This is a genomic window from Stenotrophomonas sp. YJH_SMC_133, assembly GCF_059370655.1.
Window position 1 is genome coordinate 70,611 of the sequence record NZ_JCAFTW010000009.1, and the last position, 21,700, is coordinate 92,310.

General features: G+C 67.9%; 23 protein-coding genes and 1 riboswitch. Of the genes, 10 read left to right on the forward strand and 13 right to left on the reverse strand.

All coding sequences use genetic code 11. The features are described 5' to 3' along the window. Positions 1-8 precede the first annotated feature (8 nt). A complete protein-coding gene (bioD, locus tag AC5P78_RS14145; protein ID WP_414498306.1) occupies positions 9-692 on the reverse strand; it encodes a dethiobiotin synthase in 684 nt (227 codons plus the stop codon). A 68-nt stretch (positions 693-760) separates the two neighbouring features. Between bioD and AC5P78_RS14150 the strand changes: the two genes are divergently transcribed. Then, entirely contained in the window at positions 761-1,243 is a 483-nt protein-coding gene (locus AC5P78_RS14150) for a GAF domain-containing protein (protein ID WP_005407940.1), read from the forward strand. Next, positions 1,240-1,602 carry a TfoX/Sxy family protein gene (locus AC5P78_RS14155; RefSeq protein WP_005407939.1) on the forward strand — a complete coding sequence of 121 codons (363 nt, stop codon included), beginning with the start codon at positions 1,240-1,242 and terminating at the stop codon, positions 1,600-1,602. The genes AC5P78_RS14150 and AC5P78_RS14155 overlap by 4 nt, the downstream gene beginning before the upstream one ends. Before the next feature lie 91 nt (positions 1,603-1,693). Here the strand turns inward: AC5P78_RS14155 and AC5P78_RS14160 are convergent, their stop codons facing one another. Then, positions 1,694-2,272, reverse strand: coding sequence for a histidine phosphatase family protein (locus AC5P78_RS14160; RefSeq protein WP_005407938.1), 579 nt, complete (start codon positions 2,270-2,272; stop codon positions 1,694-1,696). 143 nt (positions 2,273-2,415) lie between these two features. Continuing rightward, positions 2,416-2,638, forward strand: a riboswitch (cobalamin riboswitch). A 115-nt stretch (positions 2,639-2,753) separates the two neighbouring features. Between AC5P78_RS14160 and btuB the strand changes: the two genes are divergently transcribed. After that, entirely contained in the window at positions 2,754-4,595 is a 1,842-nt protein-coding gene (gene btuB / locus AC5P78_RS14165; protein WP_065184090.1) for a TonB-dependent vitamin B12 receptor, read from the forward strand. A gap of 100 nt (positions 4,596-4,695) precedes the next feature. Here the strand turns inward: btuB and gph are convergent, their stop codons facing one another. The 3 genes from gph to AC5P78_RS14180 form a co-directional block, all read right to left on the reverse strand. Then, positions 4,696-5,352: a phosphoglycolate phosphatase gene (gph, locus tag AC5P78_RS14170; protein WP_065184091.1), complete on the reverse strand. Its 657-nt coding sequence runs from the start codon at positions 5,350-5,352 to the stop codon at positions 4,696-4,698. 64 nt (positions 5,353-5,416) lie between these two features. Continuing rightward, positions 5,417-6,208 carry a class I SAM-dependent methyltransferase gene (locus tag AC5P78_RS14175; protein ID WP_005412139.1) on the reverse strand — a complete coding sequence of 264 codons (792 nt, stop codon included), beginning with the start codon at positions 6,206-6,208 and terminating at the stop codon, positions 5,417-5,419. Further along, positions 6,205-7,134, reverse strand: coding sequence for a LysR family transcriptional regulator (locus AC5P78_RS14180; RefSeq protein WP_099596141.1), 930 nt, complete (start codon positions 7,132-7,134; stop codon positions 6,205-6,207). Before AC5P78_RS14180 ends, AC5P78_RS14175 begins: the two co-directional genes overlap by 4 nt. Positions 7,135-7,242: 108 nt before the next feature. Between AC5P78_RS14180 and AC5P78_RS14185 the strand changes: the two genes are divergently transcribed. Then, the gene (locus AC5P78_RS14185) at positions 7,243-7,881 is read left to right on the forward strand and encodes an NAD(P)-dependent oxidoreductase (RefSeq protein ID WP_012479034.1); all 639 of its coding nucleotides are present in this window, start codon (positions 7,243-7,245) and stop codon (positions 7,879-7,881) included. 138 nt (positions 7,882-8,019) lie between these two features. Further along, a complete protein-coding gene (locus AC5P78_RS14190; protein ID WP_414498305.1) occupies positions 8,020-8,931 on the forward strand; it encodes an MBL fold metallo-hydrolase in 912 nt (303 codons plus the stop codon). A 379-nt stretch (positions 8,932-9,310) separates the two neighbouring features. Here AC5P78_RS14190 and dinB read toward each other — a convergent pair whose 3' ends face one another. Continuing rightward, positions 9,311-10,405: a DNA polymerase IV gene (dinB, locus tag AC5P78_RS14195; protein WP_180874157.1), complete on the reverse strand. Its 1,095-nt coding sequence runs from the start codon at positions 10,403-10,405 to the stop codon at positions 9,311-9,313. A 190-nt stretch (positions 10,406-10,595) separates the two neighbouring features. Here dinB and fabA point away from each other — a divergent pair, with 190 nt between their 5' ends. Then, positions 10,596-11,111: a 3-hydroxyacyl-[acyl-carrier-protein] dehydratase FabA gene (fabA, locus tag AC5P78_RS14200; RefSeq protein WP_005407930.1), complete on the forward strand. Its 516-nt coding sequence runs from the start codon at positions 10,596-10,598 to the stop codon at positions 11,109-11,111. Then, positions 11,111-12,319 (forward strand): beta-ketoacyl-ACP synthase I, encoded by a 1,209-nt coding sequence (gene fabB, locus AC5P78_RS14205; RefSeq protein ID WP_414498304.1) that lies wholly within the window; start codon positions 11,111-11,113, stop codon positions 12,317-12,319. Before fabA ends, fabB begins: the two co-directional genes overlap by 1 nt. Positions 12,320-12,434: 115 nt before the next feature. Here the strand turns inward: fabB and AC5P78_RS14210 are convergent, their stop codons facing one another. The 3 genes from AC5P78_RS14210 to AC5P78_RS14220 are packed head-to-tail and all read right to left on the reverse strand — an operon-like array spanning position 12,435 to position 14,877. Further along, the gene (locus AC5P78_RS14210) at positions 12,435-13,118 is read right to left on the reverse strand and encodes an HAD family hydrolase (RefSeq protein ID WP_012479030.1); all 684 of its coding nucleotides are present in this window, start codon (positions 13,116-13,118) and stop codon (positions 12,435-12,437) included. Next, positions 13,115-13,816 carry a pseudouridine synthase gene (locus AC5P78_RS14215; RefSeq protein WP_005407927.1) on the reverse strand — a complete coding sequence of 234 codons (702 nt, stop codon included), beginning with the start codon at positions 13,814-13,816 and terminating at the stop codon, positions 13,115-13,117. The genes AC5P78_RS14210 and AC5P78_RS14215 overlap by 4 nt, the downstream gene beginning before the upstream one ends. Further along, positions 13,813-14,877 carry a class I SAM-dependent methyltransferase gene (locus AC5P78_RS14220; protein WP_012479029.1) on the reverse strand — a complete coding sequence of 355 codons (1,065 nt, stop codon included), beginning with the start codon at positions 14,875-14,877 and terminating at the stop codon, positions 13,813-13,815. The genes AC5P78_RS14215 and AC5P78_RS14220 overlap by 4 nt, the downstream gene beginning before the upstream one ends. Positions 14,878-15,032: 155 nt before the next feature. Here AC5P78_RS14220 and AC5P78_RS14225 point away from each other — a divergent pair, with 155 nt between their 5' ends. Then, complete coding sequence (locus tag AC5P78_RS14225) at positions 15,033-15,296, forward strand: hypothetical protein (protein ID WP_005407925.1); 264 nt, start codon at positions 15,033-15,035, stop codon at positions 15,294-15,296. An 82-nt stretch (positions 15,297-15,378) separates the two neighbouring features. On the opposite strand, the gene AC5P78_RS14230 is transcribed toward AC5P78_RS14225, so the two are convergent. Beyond that, positions 15,379-15,669, reverse strand: coding sequence for a DUF3247 family protein (locus AC5P78_RS14230; RefSeq protein WP_005407924.1), 291 nt, complete (start codon positions 15,667-15,669; stop codon positions 15,379-15,381). Between the two features lie 43 nt (positions 15,670-15,712). Beyond that, entirely contained in the window at positions 15,713-17,701 is a 1,989-nt protein-coding gene (locus tag AC5P78_RS14235) for a hybrid sensor histidine kinase/response regulator (protein WP_049442177.1), read from the reverse strand. Between the two features lie 244 nt (positions 17,702-17,945). Between AC5P78_RS14235 and AC5P78_RS14240 the strand changes: the two genes are divergently transcribed. After that, on the forward strand, positions 17,946-18,509 hold the full coding sequence (locus AC5P78_RS14240) for a DUF3016 domain-containing protein (protein ID WP_012479027.1): 564 nt from the start codon (positions 17,946-17,948) through the stop codon (positions 18,507-18,509). A gap of 182 nt (positions 18,510-18,691) precedes the next feature. On the opposite strand, the gene alr is transcribed toward AC5P78_RS14240, so the two are convergent. Both alr and AC5P78_RS14250 read right to left on the reverse strand, forming a co-directional pair. After that, a complete protein-coding gene (alr, locus tag AC5P78_RS14245) occupies positions 18,692-19,759 on the reverse strand; it encodes an alanine racemase (RefSeq protein ID WP_012479026.1) in 1,068 nt (355 codons plus the stop codon). Next, a complete protein-coding gene (locus AC5P78_RS14250; RefSeq protein ID WP_005412127.1) occupies positions 19,738-21,042 on the reverse strand; it encodes a D-amino acid dehydrogenase in 1,305 nt (434 codons plus the stop codon). The genes alr and AC5P78_RS14250 overlap by 22 nt, the downstream gene beginning before the upstream one ends. A 149-nt stretch (positions 21,043-21,191) precedes the next feature. Between AC5P78_RS14250 and AC5P78_RS14255 the strand changes: the two genes are divergently transcribed. After that, a complete protein-coding gene (locus AC5P78_RS14255) occupies positions 21,192-21,671 on the forward strand; it encodes an Lrp/AsnC ligand binding domain-containing protein (RefSeq protein ID WP_005407919.1) in 480 nt (159 codons plus the stop codon). Positions 21,672-21,700 lie beyond the last annotated feature (29 nt).

Genomic DNA, 21,700 nt, shown 5'->3' on the forward strand with positions numbered 1-21,700 from the left:
ACCCCAGGTCAATCGAGCAGATGCGTGCTCAACGCTTCGCCATCCGCTCCCGGCAGATGTGGCAGCCGCCCCCAGCACGGCATCGGCAGGCGCTGCTGCAGCGTTGCGATGTTCTCATCCTGGCGCTGCATCGCCGGGTCGATGTGGTTGCCGATCCAGCCCAGGCACTCCACGCCGCTGGCCTGCAACGACTGCGCGGTCAGACGCGCGTGGTTGACGCAGCCCAGCCGCATGCCCACCACCAGCAACACCGGCAACCGCAATGCGCGCACCAGGTCGAGCTGGTCGAGCGTGGCCGAGACTGGTGCCAGCCAACCGCCAACACCCTCCACCACCACGACATCGGCCTGCGCACGCAGCCGCTCGAACGCTGCCACGATCGGCGCCAGCTCCACCTGCACGCCGTCCTCGGCAGCGGCCAGCTCCGGTGCCAGCGGCTGGCGCAACGCATACGGGTTCAGATCGGCATAGTCCGGTACCGGCCAGCTGGCCGCCTGCAGCGCCAATGCGTCTTCGTTGCGCAGGCCCCGGCCCAGGTCTTCGCTGCCGCTGGCCACCGGCTTCATCCCCACCGCACGCAGGCCACGCCGGCGCAGCACATGCAGCAGCGCGGTGCTCGCCGCGGTCTTGCCGATCTCGGTATCGGTGCCGGTGACGAACAGGGCGGGCGGCAGCGTGGCGGGCAACGGCATCGACGGGCTCCAACAGGGCAACAGTGTGTGCATTATCGCTGGCCCGGCACGCTTGCTAGACTGCTGGCATGTTCGCCAATGCCTCGCTCACCGGCAGCAAGCCGGAACAATACGCCCAGCTGCTGGAACAGGCCCGTGGCCTGGTCTACGCCGAGTCCGACCGCATCGCCAACGCGGCCAACCTCTCGGCCCTGGTCTACCACGCCCTGCCCGACCTGAACTGGGTGGGCTTCTACCTGTACGACGGCAAGGAACTGGTGGTCGGCCCGTTCCAGGGCCTGCCGGCCTGCGTGCGCATCCCGCTGGACAAAGGCGTGTGCGGTGCCGCCGCCAGCCAGCGCGTGACCCAGCGCGTAGAGGACGTCGACGCCTTCCCCGGCCACATCGCCTGCGATTCGGCCTCGCGCTCGGAACTGGTAGTGCCGCTGCTGCGCGGCGATGAACTGATCGGCGTGTTCGACATCGACAGCCCGAAGGTCGGCCGCTTCGATGCCGACGACCAGGCTGGCCTGGAAGCCATCGCCCGCGTGTTCGTCGAGGCGCTGGGATGAGCGCACCGAAGCTGCGCAACATCGGCCCGAAAAGTGCGGCGTGGCTGCGCCAGGTCGGCCTGCGCAGCCGCGACGACCTGGTCGCGATCGGAGCCGTCGGCGCCTTCGTCAAGGTCAAGCGCGCCGGCTTCAAGCCCAGCCTGAACCTGCTGTACTCGCTGGAAGGCGCGTTGCTGGACTGCCATTGGCAGGAGCTGAGCGAGCCACAGCGTGAAGCACTGGTGCAGGATTACGAAGCACGCATCGCTGCGCATCCGCTGAAGGCAGCCGGCCCGGCGTCGGGCCCGGTGCATGAGCAGCGCTTCGATGCCGACGATGACGCTGAGGACAGCGTGGCCGAGGGCGCGGACGAGGATTGAGGCATCCGCGTTCCTGGGGATGCCGGCCAGCGGCCGGCACTACCAGTGTGATGCGGGATCGGTAGCGCCGAGCCATGCCCGGCGAGTGCGCTCAGGGCTGCTGCAGCTCCAGCAGCTCACCCACCAGCCCGATCTCACCGCGCTCCAGCCACACCCGCAGGCGCGTGCCGTGGTCGATGCGCAGCGCCCAGCACAGCGACATCGGCAGGCCGCAGACCTGCGACAGCACCATGCGCAACGGGCCGCCATGGCTGACCACCAGCGTCGGCACCGGATCGTCATCATCGAGCAGGCGATCCAGCGCGCGCGCGATGCGCCGCTCGAAGTGGCCCCAGCTCTCGCCATTGGGCGGCGGGAACGCGTGCGGGTCGGCATGGAAGGCCGCCAGTGCATCCTCCGGCAGGTCGAACAGCGACCGCCCGTCCCAATCGCCGAAGTCCAGTTCTTCCCATTCCTCGTCCGCTTCCACGTCCAGCCCACGCGGCGTGGCCAGGGCCATCGCCGTATGCAGCGCGCGCAACCGCGGTGAACTGATCACCCGCTCCCAGCGTTGCCCGGCGTAGGCCTCGACCAGCTCCTGTGGCAGGCCGGCCAGCTGCGGTGGGTCGCTGCGGCCATCAAGGAACTCATCACGGCCATTGCCGGCATGGCGGACCAGGTCGAGGATCATGCGCGCGTCCCGGACGGGCGACGCAGGTACAGCGGAAAACGGGCGGACATCGGCAACGGCACCACGGGATCGAGCAACCATTCTAAAGGCACAGCAAAGGCAGTCGCGCAGGCGCGACGCAACGGGACGGCCTGCGATGCCGTAGACTGCGCGCACTTCCAGGTGACCTGCGGCCATGGCCGGCAGGTTGAAACGGGAAGCCGGTGACGCGTGATTCCACGCCAGGCCGGCGCTGCCCCCGCAACGGTAAGCACGTCAGTTCCAGGCAACACCGCCACTGTGCCGCAGGCATGGGAAGGCGCCTGGACGGTGGCCTCGCGCCACCCGGCGGCAAGCCCGGAGACCGGCCCGGAAGCCTCAGGTCGCGATGCGGTGGGCATGGCGCTGGATGACCGTGGCGTGCGCTGCGGCATCGGCGCACGCCTGCCTTCGCGGCTCCTCCCCTTCGCCACGCGGGCGTGCGTGGCACCCGGAGTCCCCCATGAAGCTGCAGTCCCGAATGCTGTCCCTGGCCGTGCTGGCCGCCCTGCCCGCGCTGGCCCAGGCCGCCAATGACACCACCGCGCTCGACCAGATCCTGGTCACTGCCACCCGCACCCCGATCGCCCTGCAGGACAGCATCGCGCCGGCGCAGGTGATCGACCGCGCCCAGATCGAATCCAGCCAGGCCACTTCGCTGCAGGAACTGCTGCGCGGTCGCGCCGGCATCAACCTGGCCAATGCCGGCGGCCTCGGCAAGCAGAGCTCGCTGTTCCTGCGCGGTACCAATTCCGGCCACACCGTAGTGCTGGTGGACGGCGTGCGCATCAACAGCGCCGACCTCGGCCTGGCCATGTACCAGGACCTGCCGCTGGCGCAGATCGAGCGCGTGGAAATCGTGCGCGGCCCGCAGTCGAGCCTGTACGGCGCCGACGCCATCGGTGGCGTGATCCAGATCTTCACCCGCCGCAACCAGGGCGATTTCGCCCCGCACTTCCAGCTTGGCGGTGGCAGCAACGGCCTGCGTGAAGCCAGCGGTGGCATTGGCGGCGGTACCGAACGCGGCTGGTTCGGTGCGGATATCGCCTACCAGCATTCCGATGGCATCGATGCCTGCCGCGGCTCGGCCACGCTGTTCACCGGCTGTTTCGCCGACGAGCCCGATCGCGACGGCTACCGCAACCTGTCCAAGAGCCTGCGCGGTGGCTACACCTTCAACGAGCAGTGGAACGTGGAAGGCAGCGCCCTGCGCGCCGACGGCAAGAACCACTACGACGGCTACTACAACTATTCGGAAACCCGCCAGCAGGTGCTGGCCGGCAAGGTGCGCTACACCCCGTCCGAGCGCTTGGCATTCACCGCCAACGTCGGCCGCAGTGACAACGAGTCGGACAACTTCGGCGACTTCGGTGCACGTGGCAGCGCACAGACCCACCGCGACAGCGCCTCCCTGCAGGGCGATTTCGGCGTGGCCGAGGGCCAGCTGCTGAGCGCAGGCGTGGACTGGAGCGAAGACAACCTGGATGGCAGCAGCGCGGGTTACCTGGTCGACAGCCGCCGCAACACCGGCGTATTCGTGCAGTACCAGGGCCGCTTCGGCCGCCACCAGCTGCAGGCCAGCGCACGCAACGACGACAACCAGCAGTTCGGCAACCACGCTACCGGCAGCGTTGGCTGGGCCATGGAGCTGGGCCACGGCCTGCGCCTCAACGCCAGCTATGGCACGGCGTTCAAGGCACCGACCTTCAGCGATCTGTACGACCCGTGGAGCGGCGTGCCGACGTTGAAGCCGGAGAAGTCCAAGAGTGCCAACCTCGGCGTTTCGCAGCAGGGCCAGGGCTGGCACTGGGGCCTAGATGTGTATGAAACCCGCATCGATGATCTGATCACCTACGATGCGGCGACCTTCAAGATGCAGCAGGTGGAGAAGGCCCGCATCCGCGGTGCCGAACTGACCGGCGGCGTGCTGCTGGCCGGCTTCGACATCAACGCGCAGCTGAGCTACACCGACCCGCGCAACCGCACCGGCGGCAGCACCCAGTTCGACAACTGGCTGCCACGCCGCGCGCAGCAGACCGCGCGCCTGGACATCGACCGTCGCTTCGGCGATTTCCGCGCAGGCCTGACCGTGCAGGGTGCCGGCAAGCGCTACGACGATGCCGCCAACACGGTGAAGGTGGGAGGCTACGGCACGCTGGACCTGCGCGCTGAGTACGCACTGACGCCATCGTGGTCGCTGCTGGCACGTGCCGCCAACGTCTTCGACCGTCGCTACGAAACGGTGGCATGGTTCAACCAGCCCGGCCGCGAGTACCAGTTGAGCGTGCGTTACCAGCCGAAGTGAGCGCAACGTTCATGGTAGTGCCGGCCACTGGCCGGCAACATCATGACCTTCGGCAACGCATTCCGGGTTGCCGGCCAGCGGCCGGCACTACCCCTCTGCTTCAGCCCCGCAACCCCGGCAGTTCACGCAGGTCGTCGATCACCGCCACCGCATGCGCGGTGGCCAGGTCCAGGCCGCGCGGATAGCCGTAGCGCACTAGCGCGATCGGCATGCCGGCCTCTTCGGCGGCGCGGTAGTCGGTCAACGAATCACCCACCATCAGGCAGGACTCCACCGGCAGCCCGAAGTGCGCGGCGATGTGCCGCAGTGGCTCGCCACTGGGCTTGCGCTGCGGCAGCGAATCCCCCCCCAGTACCAGCGCGAATGCATCACCGATACCCAGGTGCTGCAGCAGCGGCGGCACCAGTGCTTCGGGCTTGTTGGTGCAGATCGCCAGCGGCACGTTGCGCGCACGCAGTTGCGCCAGCGCTTCGCCCACGCCGTCGAACAGTCGCGGGCTGCGCAGCAGGCACTCACGGTAGTGCACCATGAACACCGGCATCACCTCGGCCAGGTCCACCTCGCGGCCGGCGGCCTGCACCGCCTGCTCGACCAGACGACGCACACCGTCACCGATCCAGCCCAGCACGGTGGCTTCCGGCACGCGCGCCACGCCGATGTCTTCCAGCGTGCGGTTCAGCGCTTCGGCAATATCGGCAGCGCTGTCGACCAGCGTGCCATCGAGGTCGAACACGACCAGCGGATACGGATACGGCAAGGGACTGCACCTGCATGACGTGGGGCCGTCCATTGTACGCCGCAGTATTTTGGGCAGGCCTGCCTCAACCGATCCGGCGCGCGCGCGTGGCCAGGAACGTGGGCAGGTAACGGTCGATCAGGAAGCGCGGCTGCGGCTGCCAGTCTTCCATGAAGCGATCGATGACGAAGCCGGCATCGAGCTGGCCACCGATCAGTTCGGTCAGGCTGTGGCCGAAGGTCAGCGCATCGCCCCGCGCCAGTTTCGCCTCGCGCTCGGCCGGTGGCAGGTCTTCCAGATCCGAATAGGGAATGGCGTACTGCGGTCGGATCAGGCCCTGTGCATCCAGCTGCGGATCGCGTGCACCGACGAACAGCACCGGGTTGTAGAAGCTGGCCATCAGCATGCCATCACGCGCCAGCACGCGGCGGCATTCGGTCCACACCGGCCGGACGTCAGGCACGTACAGGTTGGAGATCGGGTGGAACACCACATCGAAGCTGTCGTTGGCGAAGGCGTGCAGATCGCGCATGTCGCCCTGCACCGTGCGCAGTTGCAGGCCATCACGCGCCGCCACCTGACGATCCTGCTCGAGCTGGCCATCGGACAGATCGAACACGGTCACCTCCGCCCCGGCCGCCGCCAGCACCGGGGCCTGCTGGCCACCGCCCGAGGCCAGGCAGAGGATGCGGCGGCCGCGCACATCCCCCAGCCAGTCCAGCGGCAGCGCGCGCGGGGTCAGGTGCACCTGCCAGCGGCCATCGCGCGCGGCGGCAATCGTTGAGCTTTCCACCGGGCGCGACCATTCGCGCACTTCGCTGGCCTGGCGGTCCCAGGCAGCACGGTTGTGGTCGATCAAGGCCTGTCCGTGGTTCATGTGTTCTCCTTGCCCGGTGGGCGCCAATCCAGATCCTGGAAGGCCGGGCTGGCGAAACACTCGGCCAGGAAGTCCAGGAATCGCCGCATGATAGCGGGCTGCTGGCGCCGTGATGCGTACACGGCATGAATGCCGAGTTCGTCCAGACTGAACTCGGGCAACAACTCGATCAGCTCGCCACTGCGCAGCAGTGGCGCCACCTGGTAGGTCGGCAGCATCGCGATGCCGGCGCCCGCACGCACCGCTTCCAGCAACAGCGACGCTTCGTTGGCGCTGATGTTGCCGCCCACAGCCACCGACAGCGAACGGCCATCGCGGTGCAGCTGCCACAGGCTCTTGCCCACGTAGTGATGGGTCAGGCAGTTGTGCCCGGCCAGGTGTTCCGGGGCGGTAGGCGTACCGCGCGCGTGCAGGTACGACGGCGTCGCGCACAGCACCGAGCGGCAGGTGGCCAGCCGTCGTGCGATCAGGCTGGGATCGATCTGGCGGGCGATGCGCACGGCAAGGTCCACCCGCTCTTCCACCAGGTTCACCATGCGGTCGACCAGCAGCAGTTCGATGCGCGCCGCCGGATGGCGTGCGACGAAACCGGCCACCGCACGCGCCAGGTGGCTCTGCCCGAACGACACGCTGGCGGTCACCCGCAGCGTGCCATGCGGTTCGGGATCGTCGCTGGCCAGCTCGCCCTGCAGTTCCTCGCCGATGGCCAGCATCTGCCGGAAGCGCGCCAGCGCCGCCTCGCCGGGGCCGGTCAGGCTGACCCGGCGCGTGGTCCGGTGCAGCAGGCGCGCGCCCAGCCAAGCCTCGACCTCGGCCAGGTAGCGGGTAACCATCGCCCGCGACATGTCCAGCACCTCGGCGGCGGCGGTGAGGCTGCCGCGCTCGGCCACCTCGACGAATACAGTCATGGCGGTCAATCGGTCCATATGCTCGATCCATGCAACAAACAAGCGCGTTATACGCTGTTTTTCGAGCGACTGCAGCGGCCTAGAGTGGCCCCATTCCCACCCCACACCGCCCCACGGAGTCCTGCCATGAAGATCGCCCTCGTTGGTTCCACCGGCAACATCGGCCGCCAGATCGCCCGCCACGCGCTGGCCAACGGCCACGAACTCACCGTCATCGTACGCAGCGCGCAGGATCTTCCGGCCGAACTGGCCGGTGCCCATCCGGTGATCGCCTCGCTGGATGACCAGGATGCCCTGGTCGCCGCCATCGCCGGCCACGACGTGCTGGCCAGCGCCTATGGCCCGCGTCCGGGCGATGACATCGGCCGCGTCGGCGAAGTGGCCGCGCAGCTGGCCGCCGCCGCGCGCAAGGCCGGTGTACCGCGCCTGGTGGTGGTCGGTGGCGCCGGCAGCCTGGAAGTCGCGCCGGGCGTGCAGCTGGTCGATACCCCCAACTTCCCGGAGGCCTACAAGCCGTACGCGCTGGCCCATCGTGAAGCCTTCAATCGCCTGCAGGCGGTGGACGACCTGGACTGGACCTTCTTCTCGCCGGCCGCCGAAATCGGCCCGGGCGAAGAGCGCGGCCAGTACCGCGTGCAGCCCAAGGCCTTCCTCGCTGATGCCAGCGGCCACAGCCGCATCAGCTACGCCGACTACGGCGCCGCGTTCGTCGCCGAGCTGGAAGCGCAGCAGTACCCGAAGCAGATCATAACCGCGGCGTACTGATCGACGCGCGTGCCCTGTAGAGCCGAAGGCAACGGCAGGAGCCGTTGCCAACGTCACTTGCGACGGCCCGCAGGGGCCCGGGCAAGGACGCCCGGCATAGCCCACGTTCGGCTCCCCATTCGACACAAGGAATTTCCAATGCGCACCGCTGCCCTGCTGCTTCCCCTCGCCCTGGCCGCCAGCTTCACCAGTGCGCCGCTGCTGGCCGCACCGGCCACCGCGGCGCCCGCGGCAGCGACAAGATCCCAGCTGCACCTGCAGGCCTTCCATCCCGGTCCGCAGGCGATGTTCTCGGTGTCCTCGGTGCTGATCGAAGGCCGCCGCGATGCGATCCTGGTCAACGCGCAGTTCGGCGCCAGCGATGCGCGCAAGCTGGTCGAGCTGATCCGCGCCAGCGGCAAGCAGCTGACAACGATCTACATCAGCCACGGTGATCCGGACTACTACTTCGGCCTGGCTACCCTGCAGGACGCGTTCCCGCAGGCACGCATCGTCGCCACTGCGCAGACCGTTGCCCACATCCAGCAGACCCAGGCCGGCAAGCTGGCCTACTGGGGGCCGAAGATGGGTGCCGACGTGCCGTCGCGCATCGTGGTGCCGCAGGTGCTGGATGGCGATGCCCTGCAGCTGGAAGGCCAGCGCCTGCCGCTGATCGGCGTGGATGGCCCGACCCCGGACCGCACAGTGCTGTGGGTGCCGTCGCTGCGCGCGATCGTCGGCGGCATTCCGGTGGTGGTCGGTGAACACGTGTGGATGGCCGACACGCAGACGCCGAAGTCGCATGCCGACTGGCTGCAGACCCTGCAGCGGTTGCAGGCGCTGAAGCCGAAGGTGGTGGTGCCGGGGCATTACGCGCCGGGTGCCGCACTGGATGCCAGTGCGCTGCGCTTCACCGCAGACTACATCCGCGCGTTCGATGCCGAGGCGGCCAAGGCCAAGGACAGTGCGGCACTGGTGAAGGCGATGCAGGCGCGCTATCCGAAGCTGGCGGGCGTGGCGTCGCTGGAACTGAGTGCGAAGGTGGCCAAGGGCGAGATGCAGTGGCCGTGAGGTAGGGAGTTTTCTTTTGCAGGGCTGCGCCCTGCACCCGCAGAGGCAACAGCAACAGCAACAGCTGGCTATCCGTGGGATGGCGGGGTGGGTCCGGTTGCGGGGGACGCTGCAAGTACGTCCATGTAAGCTCGATCGCGGCTTGCTCGTGTGCGCTGTCCTGCGCACACGGCAAGACCGGGGTTGGGCGTCCTGCCCAACCCGCCCGAGGCATGCCTCGGGCCCATGCGGCTCACGCCCCCGCAACCGGACCCACCCCGCCTTCGACAGTTTCCCGCTATCTGTCGGAACCTGCTGCTGATGGTGGGTGCCGACCGTTGGTCGGCACGGGGTCGGATCCCGTTGCTGCGCAACGGGCTCTGACCCCACTGTTTGATGATTAGGTATCTGTGGGATTGATCATGTCGTGCTCGAACAATTCCCCCTGCACCACCGCCTCCTTTTCGCGGAAGCCACCAAGGCCGACGCCGACCAGGCGGTAGCGCGTCTCGGCCGGCAGATCGACCCTCGCGCGCAGCGACAGGGCGATGTCACGCAGCTCTTCCATCGATTCCGGCGGGCGCTCCGGGGTGAAGCTGCGGGTGAGGATGCGGAACTGCGCGGTCTTCAGTTTCAGCACCACGGTGTGGCCGATGCGCTCGGTCTTGCGCGTGGCGTTCCAGGTCTTCCCTGCCAGCTGCACGATCGCCTCGGTCAGGTCTTCCAGCAGCAGGTCTTCGGCGAAGGTGTCCTCCGAGGAGATCGACTGCACCTGCTGATCCGGTTCCACCGGCCGCTCGTCGATGCCACGTGCGCGGTTGTACAGGCTGCGGCCGAAGCTGCCGAATGCCTCTTCCAGATCGATCAAGGCCCACTGCCGCAGGTCGCCGCAGGTGGCGATGCCGCGCGCGGCCAGCTTGCCTTCCATGACCTTGCCGACACCGGGCACGCGGTTCACCGGCAGCGGCGCCAGGAACGCATCCACGCGCTGCGGTGGAATCACGAACTGGCCGTCGGGCTTGCGCCAGTCCGAGGCGATCTTGGCCAGGAACTTGTTCGGCGCGATCCCGGCTGAAGCAGTCAGGTTCGTTTCCTCGCGGATCTGCGCGCGGATGGTGCGGGCGATGTCGGTGGCCAGTTCAATGCCACTCTTCGGCTCGGTCACGTCCAGATAGGCCTCGTCCAGCGACAGCGGCTCGACCAGGTCGGTATGGCGCAGGAAGATCGCGCGTACCTGCTGTGACACCGCCTTGTAACGCGCGAAGTCCGGCGGCACGAAGATCGCGTCCGGGCACAGGCGCTCGGCACGCACGGCGGGCATCGCCGAACGCACGCCGAACACGCGCGCCTCGTAAGACGCCGCACACACCACCGAGCGGGCGCCACGCCATGCCACGACCACCGGCTTGCCGCGCAGTGACGGATCGTCGCGCTGCTCCACCGACGCGTAGAACGCGTCCATGTCAACGTGGATGATCTTGCGCAGTCGGGTCATGTCAGGTGGGAAAGGCGGGGCCGGGCCGGGTGGGCCACACGCCGAAGTATGGTCGTTGCACATCAACAGGATGCGCGTATTCCCTTGAAAACACTACGGTTGCGTACGGTTGAAATGTTTGATCGGCGCAGTTTCCACGGGCATTCTCGGGCGCTTGTTTCCCTGTTCTTCGCTTCCAGGATTGTGCTTCATGACCCGTCTCCACGCGTTCAACCGCGAACAGCTGCTGGCCAGCGCACGCGGTGAACTGTTCGGCACCGCTGCTGGCCGTCTGCCCAACGACCCGATGCTGATGTTCGACCGCATCACCGACATCCGCGAGGACGGCGGACCGCATGGCAAAGGCATGGTACGCGCCGAACTGGATATCCGCCCGGACCTGTGGTTCTTCGGCTGCCATTTCATCGGCGACCCGGTGATGCCCGGCTGCCTGGGCCTGGACGCCATGTGGCAGCTGACCGGCTTCTTCCTGACCTGGCTGGGCGCCCCCGGCAAGGGCCGCGCGCTGGGCTGTGGCGAAGTGAAGTTCACCGGCCAGGTGCTGCCGGAAGCCAAGCTCGTGCGTTACGAGATCGACATCAGCCGCGTCATCAACCGCAAGCTGGTGATGGCCCAGTCGGACGCCCGCATGTACGTGGATGACCGCGAAATCTACAGCGCGCGCGACCTGCGCGTCGGCCTGTTCACCGAAACCGGGAGCTTCTGATGCGTCGCGTCGTCATCACCGGCATGGGCATCACGTCCTGCCTCGGCAATGATCTGGATACCGTTTCGGCCGCGCTGCGCGAAGGGCGCTCGGGCATCACTGCCCTGGCCGACCACGCCGAAGCGGGCCTGCGCAGCCAGGTCGGCGGTCGTGTCGACCTCGATCTGGAGGCACTGATCGACCGCAAGCAGAAGCGCTTCATGAGCGATGCGGCAGCCTTCGCCTATCTGGCCATGCGCGATGCCATCGCCGATGCCGGGCTCAGCGCCGAGCAGGTCAGCAGCCTGCGCACCGGCCTGATCGCCGGTTCCGGTGGCGGCTCCAGCGAATGGCAGATCGGCGCGGTCGACCTGCTGCGCGAACGTGGTGTGCGCAAGGTCGGCCCGTACATGGTGCCGCGCACGATGTGCTCGACGGTCTCGGCCTGCCTGGCCACGGCCTACCAGATCAAGGGCGTCAGCTATTCGCTGTCGGCCGCCTGCGCGACCTCGGCGCACTGCATCGGCGCGGCCGCGGACATGATCCGCCATGGCGCGCAGGACATCATGTTCGCCGGTGGCGGTGAAGACCTGCACTGGTCGATGAGCGTGATGTTCGATGCGATGGGCGCGCTGTCGACCAGCTTCAACGAAACCCCGGCCAGCGCCTCGCGTCCGTACGACAAGGACCGCGACGGCTTCGTCATCGCCGGTGGTGGCGGCATGCTGGTGCTGGAGGACTACGACCACGCCGTTGCGCGCGGCGCGCACATCCACGCCGAACTGATCGGCTATGGCGTGACCTCCGACGGCGCCGACATGGTCGCTCCGTCCGGCGAAGGCGCGGTGCGCTGCATGAAGATGGCGCTGCAGGGCGTCGATCGCCCGCTGGACTACCTCAACACCCACGGCACCTCCACGCCGCTGGGCGACGTCACCGAGCTCAATGCGATCCGCAAAGTGTTCGGCGATGCGGTGCCGCCGCTGTCCTCGACCAAGGCGCTGTCCGGCCATTCGCTCGGTGCGGCGAGCGTGCACGAGGCGATCTACTGCCTGCTGATGATGCGCGATGGCTTCGTTGCCGGTTCGGCCAACATCGGCGAGCTGGACCCGAAGGTGGAGAGCTTCCCGATCCTGCGCGAAAGCCGCGAGCAGAAGCTGGATACGGTGATGTCCAACAGCTTCGGCTTCGGTGGCACCAACGCCGCGCTGGTGTTCGGGCGGGTGTGATGGGGCAGGTGTGCCGACCAACGGTCGGCACCCACCAGGGCAGTAAAGAGTGCCAACCAAGGTTGGCACCCACCGGGGCATTGGGGTCTGCCGACCAACGGTCGGCACCTACCGGTTACCTCGGCAACAACGGCAGCAGGAGCGCGTGCGCGTCCACCAGCGATCCAACGATGCGGTGGCCCAGCGCGCGCAGTTCCTCGTCAGGATGGACCAGGTCAGGCACCTGGATCACGGTCATGCCGGCCGCCAGCGCCGCACGCGTACCGGCCGGTGAGTCTTCCAGCGCCAGGCAGCGTTCCGGCGCCTGGCCCAGCCGCTGCGCGGCCAGCAGGTAGATATCCGGCGCCGGCTTCGGCCGCGCCACGTCGCCACTGGTGATCACCGCATCGAAATACGGCAGCAGGCCGGCAGCGGCCAGCTTGCGGTTGGCGCGCGGCTGCCGCGTGGTGGTTGCCACCGCACGCGGTACCGCGTGCGCCTTCAACAACTCCAGCAACTCCAGGATGCCCGGCCGCAACGGCAGGCCGGTCTGTGTGCGTGCTTCATACAGGTCGTGGCAGCGCGCGGCCACCGCCTCGATCACGCTGTCCTCGATGCCCTGCGCACGCAGCAGCGCGTGCGTGTCACGGTCACCGAGGCCGACCATGCGCAGGAACACCGCCTCGTCCAGGCCCAGTCCGAACTCGTCGGCGGCCTGGCTCCAGCAGGCCAGCGAAACCCGCTCGCTGTCGATCATCAGGCCGTCCATGTCGAAGATGACGGCGTCGGGGAGGAACGGCAGCGCAGCGATGGTGGTCATGGAGCGAACAGCGTATCCAGGTCGGTGGAGGTGAGCTGCCGCCATTGCCCCTCGTCCAGTCCCTGCAGGTCCAGCCCGCCGACGCGGCTGCGGTGCAGGGCCTGCACGTGGTTGCCGGTGGCGGCGAACATGCGGCGTACCTGATGGTAGCGGCCTTCGTGCAGCACCAGGCGCGCGCGACGCGCATCCAGCACTTCCAGTTCAGCCGGCAGCAGGGGCGTCTTCTCGGACTCCAGCATCAGCGTACCGCTGGCGAACAACGCTACCTCGTCGCCGCGCAGGTCGTCGCTCAACTCGACCTCATAGACTTTCGGCAGCTTCGACTTCGGCGAGATGATCCGGTGCAGCAGGCCGCCATCGTCGGTCAGCAGCAGCAGGCCACTGGTCTCGCGGTCGAGGCGGCCCACCGTGGACAGCACCGGATCGCGGTCGCGGAAGCGCGGCGGCAGCAGATCGTAGATCAGGCGGCCGGTGTCCTTGGTCGAGCAGGTGTAGCCGGCCGGCTTGTGCAGCGCGATCGACAGGCCCACCGGCGGGTCCAGCGGCTCGCCGTCGACACGGATCGCCTCGTGCGGCACCTGGTCGTCGGCATACAGCACCTCGCCGTCGGCGTCGGTGACGCGGCCTTCGCGGAACATCCACTGCACCTGCTTGCGGCTGCCATAGCCCAGGTTGGCGATGAGCTTGACCAGCTTCACTTGCCCTTCCCCTTCACCGCTTCCACCAGCTTGAAGCCATCACGCTCGGCGATCACGCGCACCGCGCCAAAGCTCTCGTTGAGCGTGTACTCGTACGGCAGGTGGCGGTTGGCCACTACGTACAGGCGTCCGCCCGGGCGCAACGCCTGCGCGGCCACGGCGATGAAGCGCTGGCCGATGTCCGGGCGATCGGCGCGCGACGGCGTGTGGAACGGCGGGTTGCTGATGATGACGTCGTAGCCCGGTTCGATACCCGCGGTGACGTCCTGCCACAGGAAGCGCAGCGGCAGCGGGCGCGGCGGCGGCGCCAGATTGAGTTCGGCCAGTGCCAGCGCGCGCTGCTCGGCTTCGTACAGGTCCAGCGCGGTGATCTTCGGGCAGCGTTCCAGCAGCTCGCGCGACAGGTAGCCGTAGCCCGCGCCGAGGTCGGCGGCACGCCCGGCCAGGTCGGCCGGCAGGTGTTCGGCCAACAGCGCCGACGCCGGGTCGATGCGATCCCAGGCGAACACGCCCGGGCGGCTGAGGAAACGGCCGCCGACGATTGGCCGCACCGCATCCAGTGCCAACCAGCGCTTGGCCAGGTCGGCGTCGTGCTGGCCCTGCATCGGCGCGGTCCAGTACACGCGGCAGTGATTCTTGGTCAGGCTGCCGCCGAGGCCGGTCAGCTGCTTGAGGTCACCCTCGCCCGAGCGTGCGCCTTCGTTGTTGGACTGGCAGGCAACGATGCGGCCGCCGTCGGCGACCAGCGCCAGCGCGCGGGCGAACAGCGCGCGGGCTTCTTCACGCTGGCGCGGCGGCAGCACCAGCACCAGCGGGTAGCGGCCCTTGCCGGCCACATCATCCAGCTGGCCGCTGACGGTCCAGCCGGCGGCCTGCTGCAGCGGCTGCGCGAACGGGGCGAAGCTCTGCTCGCAATGCACCTCGCGGTTGCCGGCCACTTCGCGCAGCGGCCAGCCGTCGCGGGCCCGCAGGAAAGCCACGGGGCCTTCCGGCCAGCGCAGGGCGCCTTGGGAGAACGGCAGGAACAGGGTCTGCAGGGGGGCGTCGTCGCTGGAGGCCATCGGCGCGGTACTTCAAGCGTGAGGGCCGTCCATTGTACCGGCTTGACCGGGCCGGGCCCGGCAGCCGCTTTGCGAAACCCGAACGGGGCCTTGATCTGCCAGCAACATTGGAACGTTCAGGGTAGAGGCTCCCCCGGAAACCCAGGAGAACCTGCATGCGAGCCTTGTTCGTCGGTGGCGTGGTCGACAACAGTGAAATGGACCTGGAAGGCAGCCATCCGCCCGTGCATTACCCCGAGGACACCGGCGGCGGCCACTCGCGCTACCGGCTGCACCAGGTCGGTCATGGTGCCGACGGCAGCGTGGCCTATGCGGTGTATGGCGCGCCGGACCTGGCCGATGACGAGGTGGCGAGGGTTGCGGAGGAGCGGGCGTATGCACGCCGGTTCGAGGCGACGCCGACCCTGTTCGAGCACTGAGCGCAGCAGCCACGCATGGCGTGGCTCTACTGCAACCTCTGGTAGATCCACGCCAAGCGGGGATGGGCCCGGCAGGTTGCCGTCAAACCCTCGGCGGCAACCTGCGGATGCTGGCGATCTCGTCCAACCACACATGGTGCTGCTGCACCGGCGTGTCGTAGTCATCCACGCGCAGCTGGCCGTTGCTGCCTTCATCGCCAGCGACGTTGCGGTATTGCTGCACGGTTGGCCTCACGGCCACCGTGCCGAGCAGGCGGCGGCCATCGTGCAGAATCAGTTCCACCTGCGTTTCGCCATCCAGCTGCGGCAGCAGGGCTTCCAGGCGCGCGATCTGCGCCGGATCGGTGTGGATACGTGGAGCTATACGGGACATCGGCGACCTCCTGATTGCAGGGTCGCCGATCGGCCGTGAATGTTCAGTGCAGCGCGCTGTCCGCGCGCGGCACCTGCACCTTGCGTACGGCAGCCACCAGCTGCGCCACCGAGTACGGCTTGGCGACATGCTCCTGGAAGCCCGACGCCAGCGCGCGGCGGCGGTCATCGGCACGCGCCAGTGCAGTCACCGCCACCGCAGGCAAGGTTGCCGCGTCCACGCCCATGTCCTCGCGCAGCGTGCGCACCAGCCCATAGCCATCCATGCCCGGCATGCCGATGTCGGTCAGCATCACGTGGTACTGCAGATGGCCGGTGTCGGCCAGCAATGCCAGTGCCTCGCCGGCCGAGCTGGCCGCCGACACGCTGGCGCCCTGCTCTTCCAGCATGCGCCGCAGGTACTCCAGCACCTCCGGCTGGTCTTCCACCGCCAGCACATGCATGCCCCGCAGCGGATACGGTTCGACGATCACCGGCTCCAGGATCGGCCCGCTGATGACTTCGCGCAGCGGCCGGCGCTCGGCATCCGGCAGGTGCTGGGGCAGGCGAACGGTGAACGTGGCGCCGTGGCCATGGCCTTCGCTGGCGGCGGCGACGGTGCCGCCGTGCAGTTCGACCAGCTGCTGCACGATCGCCAGGCCCAGGCCGAGGCCGCCATGGCGGCGCGTGGTGGTGCCATCGGCCTGGCGGAAGCGGCTGAACAGGTGGTTGAGGAACTCCGGTGCGATGCCATCGCCGGTATCGCGCACCGTAATCACCCAGTGGGTGCCGTCGGCCTGCAGCTGAACGTCGATGCGGCCCTCGGCCGGGGTGAACTTGATCGCATTCGAGAGCAGGTTCCAGAACACCTGCTGGAGGCGCGTGGCATCGCCCAATACCAGGCTGGGCTGCTCGGGCAGCTGCAGGTTCACGTCCAGCGCCTTGCCTTCGGCCACCAGTTCCTGCGCGCCGATGGCTTCGCCAAGCAGCGTGCGCAGGTCCAGCACTTCCACCTCCAGCTGTACCTTGCCCAGCAGCATGCTGCTGAGGTCGAGCATGTCCGAGATCAGCCGCTTCTGCGCACCGGCGCTGTTGGCGATCACGTTCAGGCCCTTGTACAGCGGGCTGGTGTTGTCCACGCGCTGCAGCAGCAGCTCGCTCCAACCGAGGATGGTGGTCAGCGGCGTGCGCAGCTCGTGCGACAGCGTGGCCAGGAACTCGTCCTTCAGCCGCGCCATGTTCTCGGCGGCGCTGCGCGCGGCGCGCTCGGACTGCAGCAGTTCCTCGCGTGCCAGTTCGATCTCGCGGCGCTCGGTCACGTCCGGACTGCTGCCAGCCAGGCCGATGAAGCGGCCCATGCGCGAGAAGCGCGGCCGCGCGTTCATCTCCAGCCAGCGCCACTGGCCGTCGGCGCGCCGCGCACGTACCAGCGCATGCATCGAACGCTGCGCCTTCAATGCTTCCTGCAGCTCGTACTCGAATACGGACGCATCGTCTGGATGTACCAGGCCGCGCCAGACATCTTCCGGAACGCGCGTTTCGTCGCCACCGAAAAACTCGCTGAAGGCGCTGTTGACGAAGCGGGCATGGCCGCGCTCGTCGAGCACCCATACCGGCATCGGCAGGCCATCGGCCAGTGCGCTGAAGCGGGCTTCGCTTTCGCCCAGCTCCACTTCCATCTGCTTGCGCGCGGTGATGTCGAAGAACAGGATGCCGACCTTGTCTTCGCCCGGACGACCAACGCGCACCGCATCAACCGCGAACGAGCGGCCCAGGGCGCGCGCTTCCATCTCGAACTGGGCGGGGCGACCACTGCGGGCCACTTCACCGTAGATGCGGAACCAGTCTTCCTCGTGGTTCGGTTCCAACGCACTCATGCGCTGACCGCGTGCGTCCTTCAGGCCGGTATGGCGCTCGAAGGCGTCGTTGACCTCGATGAAACGATAGTCCACCGCGCGGTCGCCTTCGAACAGCACCTGGATCACGCAGAAACCGGCGTTGATGCGCTCAAGCACGCCATGATGCAGGTCGGGTTCGGGCGCCGGCACCATCATCGGTGGGCGCTCCACTAGGGGCGGCAGTGTGGACAAGGGCGTCTGGACGGGCCGGATTGGAGACACAGCATGTTCCAGAGAGCGTATTCACAGCGTCAAGCGCCGTCAGTCAGGGTTGACGACGATGAATTGGCGGTAACCCCCCTTGCATACGCCGCAGCCGGCCATTGCAGTGACCCGGCCACAGGATCACACTCGATCCGTGATCAACATCGTCCCCAGCGCGGGGACGCAGGAGACCGTCATGAAACGCGCACTCGTGATTGCCCTGCTGGCAGGCGCCCTGGTGGTGAGCGGCGCCAACGCTGCAGCGCGCAACGTAACCGGTAGGGACGCGCCGCGTGCGTTGCAGGCCAATGGCCCGGTCAGCGTGAAATGGGAGGATCCGGCCACGTTCACCGAGATCCGCCAGAGCACCAACCGCTTCGAGGCCGAACGCGGTGACTGGGTACAGCAGCTGGCCCGCTACCTGCAGACCACCGCTGCCAAGCCGCTGCAGCCTGGGCAGACCCTCGATGTCACCCTGGTGGACATCAAGCGTGCCGGTGACTACGAGCCGTGGCACGGCCCGCGTGCGCGCGACATCCGCGTGATGCGTGATATCTACCCGCCCCGCATCACCCTGCAGTACACGTTGAAGGACGCCGACGGCCGTATTGTGAGCGAAGGCGACGCCCGCCTGAGCGACTCCGGCTACCTGCAGGGCAGTGGGTTGCTGACCAACAGCGATCCGCTGCGCTACGAGAAGCGCCTGATTGATGACTGGGTGAAGCGCCAGCTGGCCAGCCAGGCCACCGCTGCGCGCTAGGCCCCTCGGCAGGTGTCGACCCTGGTCGACACGCATTAGCCGACCAAGGTCGGCCGCTACCGGAGCCGCGCAGGGCGACCGCTGCGTGCCAGGCCCCCGGTAGGTGTCGACCTTGGTCGACACGCATTACAGGGCGCCGACCAAGGTCGGCCGCCACACCGAAGCCGAGCGTGGGCTCGGCGCTACACGTACACCTTCGCCACGCGCTTGACCGCGCACGGCAGCTGGTACGCGCTCACGCCGCAGCGCGGCGCCAGTTCCGCCAACGTCGGCGCACTGCCCCACAGTTCCACCACGCTGCCCACCGCGGCCTGCGGATGCGCCGTCAGGTCCACCGTCAGCATGTCCATCGACACGCGCCCGATCAGTGCGCCGGGCTGGCCATCGATCAATACCGGCGTGCCATTCGGGGCGAACTGCGGATAACCGTCGGCATAGCCCAGTGCAACCACACCCACGCGGGTGCGCGCCTTGGCCACGAAGCGCGCGCCATACCCCACCGGCTCACCCGCTTCGATCCAGCGTTCGGCGATCACCTTCGACTGCATCGTCATCACCGGGCGCAGGCGCTCGGTCAGCGTGTTGTCGTCCGGCAGCGGGTTTGCGCCATACAGCATCAGGCCCGGGCGCACCCAGTCGCTGCGCACGTCCGGCCAGCCCAGCAGCGCCGGCGAATTGCACACGCTGGTCTCGCCGTGCAGGCCGTCGATGGCGCGCGCGAAGGTCGCCGCCTGTTCGTGGGTGCGTTCGCTGTCCAGCTCGTCGGCGCGCGCCAGGTGGGTCATCAGCACGATGCGCTCGACCTCCGGCAGCGCTGACAGGCGCGCGTGCGCCGCGCGGAAGCTGTCCACGTCCAGGCCGAGGCGATGCATGCCGCTGTCCAGCTTCAGCCACACCGTCAACGGGCGCGGGCTGTCGAAGGCGGCGACGGCCTCCAGCTGCCACGGCGAACCCACGGCGAACCAGAAATCATGCTCGGCCACCAACGCCATGTCGCTGAGTTCGAAGATGCCTTCCAGCAGCAGGATCGGCGCACGGATGCCGGCCTGGCGCAGTTCCAGCGCCTCTTCGATGGTGGCCACGCCGAAGCCATCGGCCTCGCCTTCCAGCGCCTGCGCACAGCGCACCGCGCCATGCCCATAGGCATCAGCCTTGATGATCGCCAGGGCCTTGCCACCGCCCAGTTCACGGGCGAGCCGGTAATTGCTGCGCAGGGCGCCCAGATCGATCAGCGCGCGGGCAGGACGCATGTGCGGTTCTCTTGTTGCGGCGCGTGACCGTACTGGCCGTAGCGGAAAATATCCAGGCCTTCGGTGCTGATCTGCGGCTGGCGCGCGCTCATCAGGTCAGCCAGGTAGCGGCCCGAGCCGCAGGCCATGGTCCAGCCCAGGGTGCCGTGGCCGGTGTTGAGGTACAGGTTGCGGAACGGCGTGGCGCCGATCACCGGCGTACCGTCCGGCGTGGCCGGGCGCAGGCCGGTCCAGAACTGCGCGCGCGACAGGTCGCCGCCCTTCGGGTAGAGGTCGCTGACCACCAGCTCCAGGGTTTCGCGGCGGCGCTGCGACAGCGACAGGTCGAAGCCGGCCACTTCGGCCATGCCACCGACGCGGATGCGGTCGTCGAAGCGGGTGACCGCCACCTTGTAGCTCTCGTCGAGGATGGTCGAGGTCGGCGCCATCGCCGGGTCGGTGATCGGCAGGGTCAGCGAATAGCCCTTCAGCGGGTACACCGGCAGGCGCATGCCCAGCGGTGCGACCAGCGCCGGCGAATAGCTGCCGAGCGCGACCACGAAGCGGTCGGCGGTTTCCAGCTTGCCGTCGATGCGCACGCCGGTGATGCGGTCGCCATCGAACTCCAGGCCGGTGATGTCCTGGTCGAAGCGGAACTCGACACCAGCATCCACGCACATCTGCGCCAGGCGACGGGTGAACAGCTGGCAGTCGCCGGTCTGGTCACGCGGCAGGCGCAGCGCGCCGACCAGGCCATCGACATGGGCCAGGGCCGGTTCCGCCTGGATGATGCCGGCGCGGTCCAGCACCTCGTACGGCACGCCGTACTGGGCCAGGATCTCGATGTCCTGCGCCGAGGCATCCAGCTGCTGCTGGGTGCGGAACAGCTGGGTGGTGCCCAGGTCGCGGCCTTCGAATTCGATGCCGATCTGCGCGCGCAGCTCGTTCAGGCAGTCGCGGCTGTACTCGGACATGCGCACCATGCGCGCCTTGTTGATCGCATAACGCTCGTGGGTGCAGTTGCGCAGCATCTGCCACAGCCAGCGGTACTGGGCCAGGTCCATGCCCGGTTTGATCGCCAGCGGCGCGTGCTTCTCGAACAGCCAGCCGATGGCCTTCTTCGGCACGCCCGGGGCCGCCCACGGCGAGGTGTAGCCGAATGACAGCTGGCCGGCATTGGCGAAGCTGGTTTCCAGCGCTGGGCCGGGTTGGCGGTCGATGACCGTGACTTCAAACCCGGCCTGTCGCAGGTACCAGGCACTGGTGGTACCGATCACGCCGCTGCCGAGAACTAGGACTCGCATGGGACTTCTCCAACCCGATCATTCCCTGCACTGGAGCGCACAGGGACCATAATTGGGGAAGTATAGACAGCCATTCCCAGTTGATTTGCCTGTTTTGAAATCAACGGGCAGGATGTTCTCCTGCAATTCATTCCCCAAGGTTGACGACCATGGCCACCCGTACCCGCGAACTGGACAAGATCGACCGCAAGATCCTGCGCATCCTGCAGGCCGAGGGCCGTATTTCCTTCACCGAACTGGGCGAGCGGGTCGGCCTGTCGACCACGCCGTGCACGGAGCGCGTGCGCCGGTTGGAGCGCGAAGGGGTGATCACCGGCTACCACGCCCACCTCGACCCGGCCGCAGTGAAGGCCAGCCTGCTGGTGTTCGTGGAAATCAGCCTGGCCTACAAGTCCGGCGACATTTTCGAGGAGTTCCGGCGCGCGGCGCTGAAGCTGCCCAACGTGCTGGAGTGCCATCTGGTGTCGGGCGACTTCGATTACCTGCTGAAAGCGCGGATCAGCGAAATGGCCTCCTACCGCAAGCTGCTCGGCAGCACGTTGCTGACACTGCCGCACGTGCGCGAGTCGAAAAGCTACATCGTGATGGAAGAAGTGAAGGAAACGCTGAGCTTGCCGATTCCGGATTGAGGCGGTTGCGATCGGGGTCAGAGCCCGCG

Bases quoted from the DNA above. Each gene is read 5' to 3' on its own strand.
- bioD (WP_414498306.1), bottom strand. From the start codon at position 692: ATGCCGTTGCCCGCCACGCTGCCGCCCGCCCTGTTCGTCACCGGCACC.
- AC5P78_RS14150 (WP_005407940.1), top strand. From the start codon at position 761: ATGTTCGCCAATGCCTCGCTCACCGGCAGCAAGCCGGAACAATACGCC.
- AC5P78_RS14155 (WP_005407939.1), top strand. From the start codon at position 1,240: ATGAGCGCACCGAAGCTGCGCAACATCGGCCCGAAAAGTGCGGCGTGG.
- AC5P78_RS14160 (WP_005407938.1), bottom strand. From the start codon at position 2,272: ATGATCCTCGACCTGGTCCGCCATGCCGGCAATGGCCGTGATGAGTTC.
- btuB (WP_065184090.1), top strand. From the start codon at position 2,754: ATGAAGCTGCAGTCCCGAATGCTGTCCCTGGCCGTGCTGGCCGCCCTG.
- AC5P78_RS14175 (WP_005412139.1), bottom strand. From the start codon at position 6,208: ATGAACCACGGACAGGCCTTGATCGACCACAACCGTGCTGCCTGGGAC.
- AC5P78_RS14180 (WP_099596141.1), bottom strand. From the start codon at position 7,134: ATGGACCGATTGACCGCCATGACTGTATTCGTCGAGGTGGCCGAGCGC.
- AC5P78_RS14185 (WP_012479034.1), top strand. From the start codon at position 7,243: ATGAAGATCGCCCTCGTTGGTTCCACCGGCAACATCGGCCGCCAGATC.
- AC5P78_RS14190 (WP_414498305.1), top strand. From the start codon at position 8,020: ATGCGCACCGCTGCCCTGCTGCTTCCCCTCGCCCTGGCCGCCAGCTTC.
- dinB (WP_180874157.1), bottom strand. From the start codon at position 10,405: ATGACCCGACTGCGCAAGATCATCCACGTTGACATGGACGCGTTCTAC.
- fabA (WP_005407930.1), top strand. From the start codon at position 10,596: ATGACCCGTCTCCACGCGTTCAACCGCGAACAGCTGCTGGCCAGCGCA.
- fabB (WP_414498304.1), top strand. From the start codon at position 11,111: ATGCGTCGCGTCGTCATCACCGGCATGGGCATCACGTCCTGCCTCGGC.
- AC5P78_RS14210 (WP_012479030.1), bottom strand. From the start codon at position 13,118: ATGACCACCATCGCTGCGCTGCCGTTCCTCCCCGACGCCGTCATCTTC.
- AC5P78_RS14220 (WP_012479029.1), bottom strand. From the start codon at position 14,877: ATGGCCTCCAGCGACGACGCCCCCCTGCAGACCCTGTTCCTGCCGTTC.
- AC5P78_RS14225 (WP_005407925.1), top strand. From the start codon at position 15,033: ATGCGAGCCTTGTTCGTCGGTGGCGTGGTCGACAACAGTGAAATGGAC.
- AC5P78_RS14230 (WP_005407924.1), bottom strand. From the start codon at position 15,669: ATGTCCCGTATAGCTCCACGTATCCACACCGATCCGGCGCAGATCGCG.
- AC5P78_RS14235 (WP_049442177.1), bottom strand. From the start codon at position 17,701: ATGATGGTGCCGGCGCCCGAACCCGACCTGCATCATGGCGTGCTTGAG.
- AC5P78_RS14240 (WP_012479027.1), top strand. From the start codon at position 17,946: ATGAAACGCGCACTCGTGATTGCCCTGCTGGCAGGCGCCCTGGTGGTG.
- alr (WP_012479026.1), bottom strand. From the start codon at position 19,759: ATGCGTCCTGCCCGCGCGCTGATCGATCTGGGCGCCCTGCGCAGCAAT.
- AC5P78_RS14250 (WP_005412127.1), bottom strand. From the start codon at position 21,042: ATGCGAGTCCTAGTTCTCGGCAGCGGCGTGATCGGTACCACCAGTGCC.
- AC5P78_RS14255 (WP_005407919.1), top strand. From the start codon at position 21,192: ATGGCCACCCGTACCCGCGAACTGGACAAGATCGACCGCAAGATCCTG.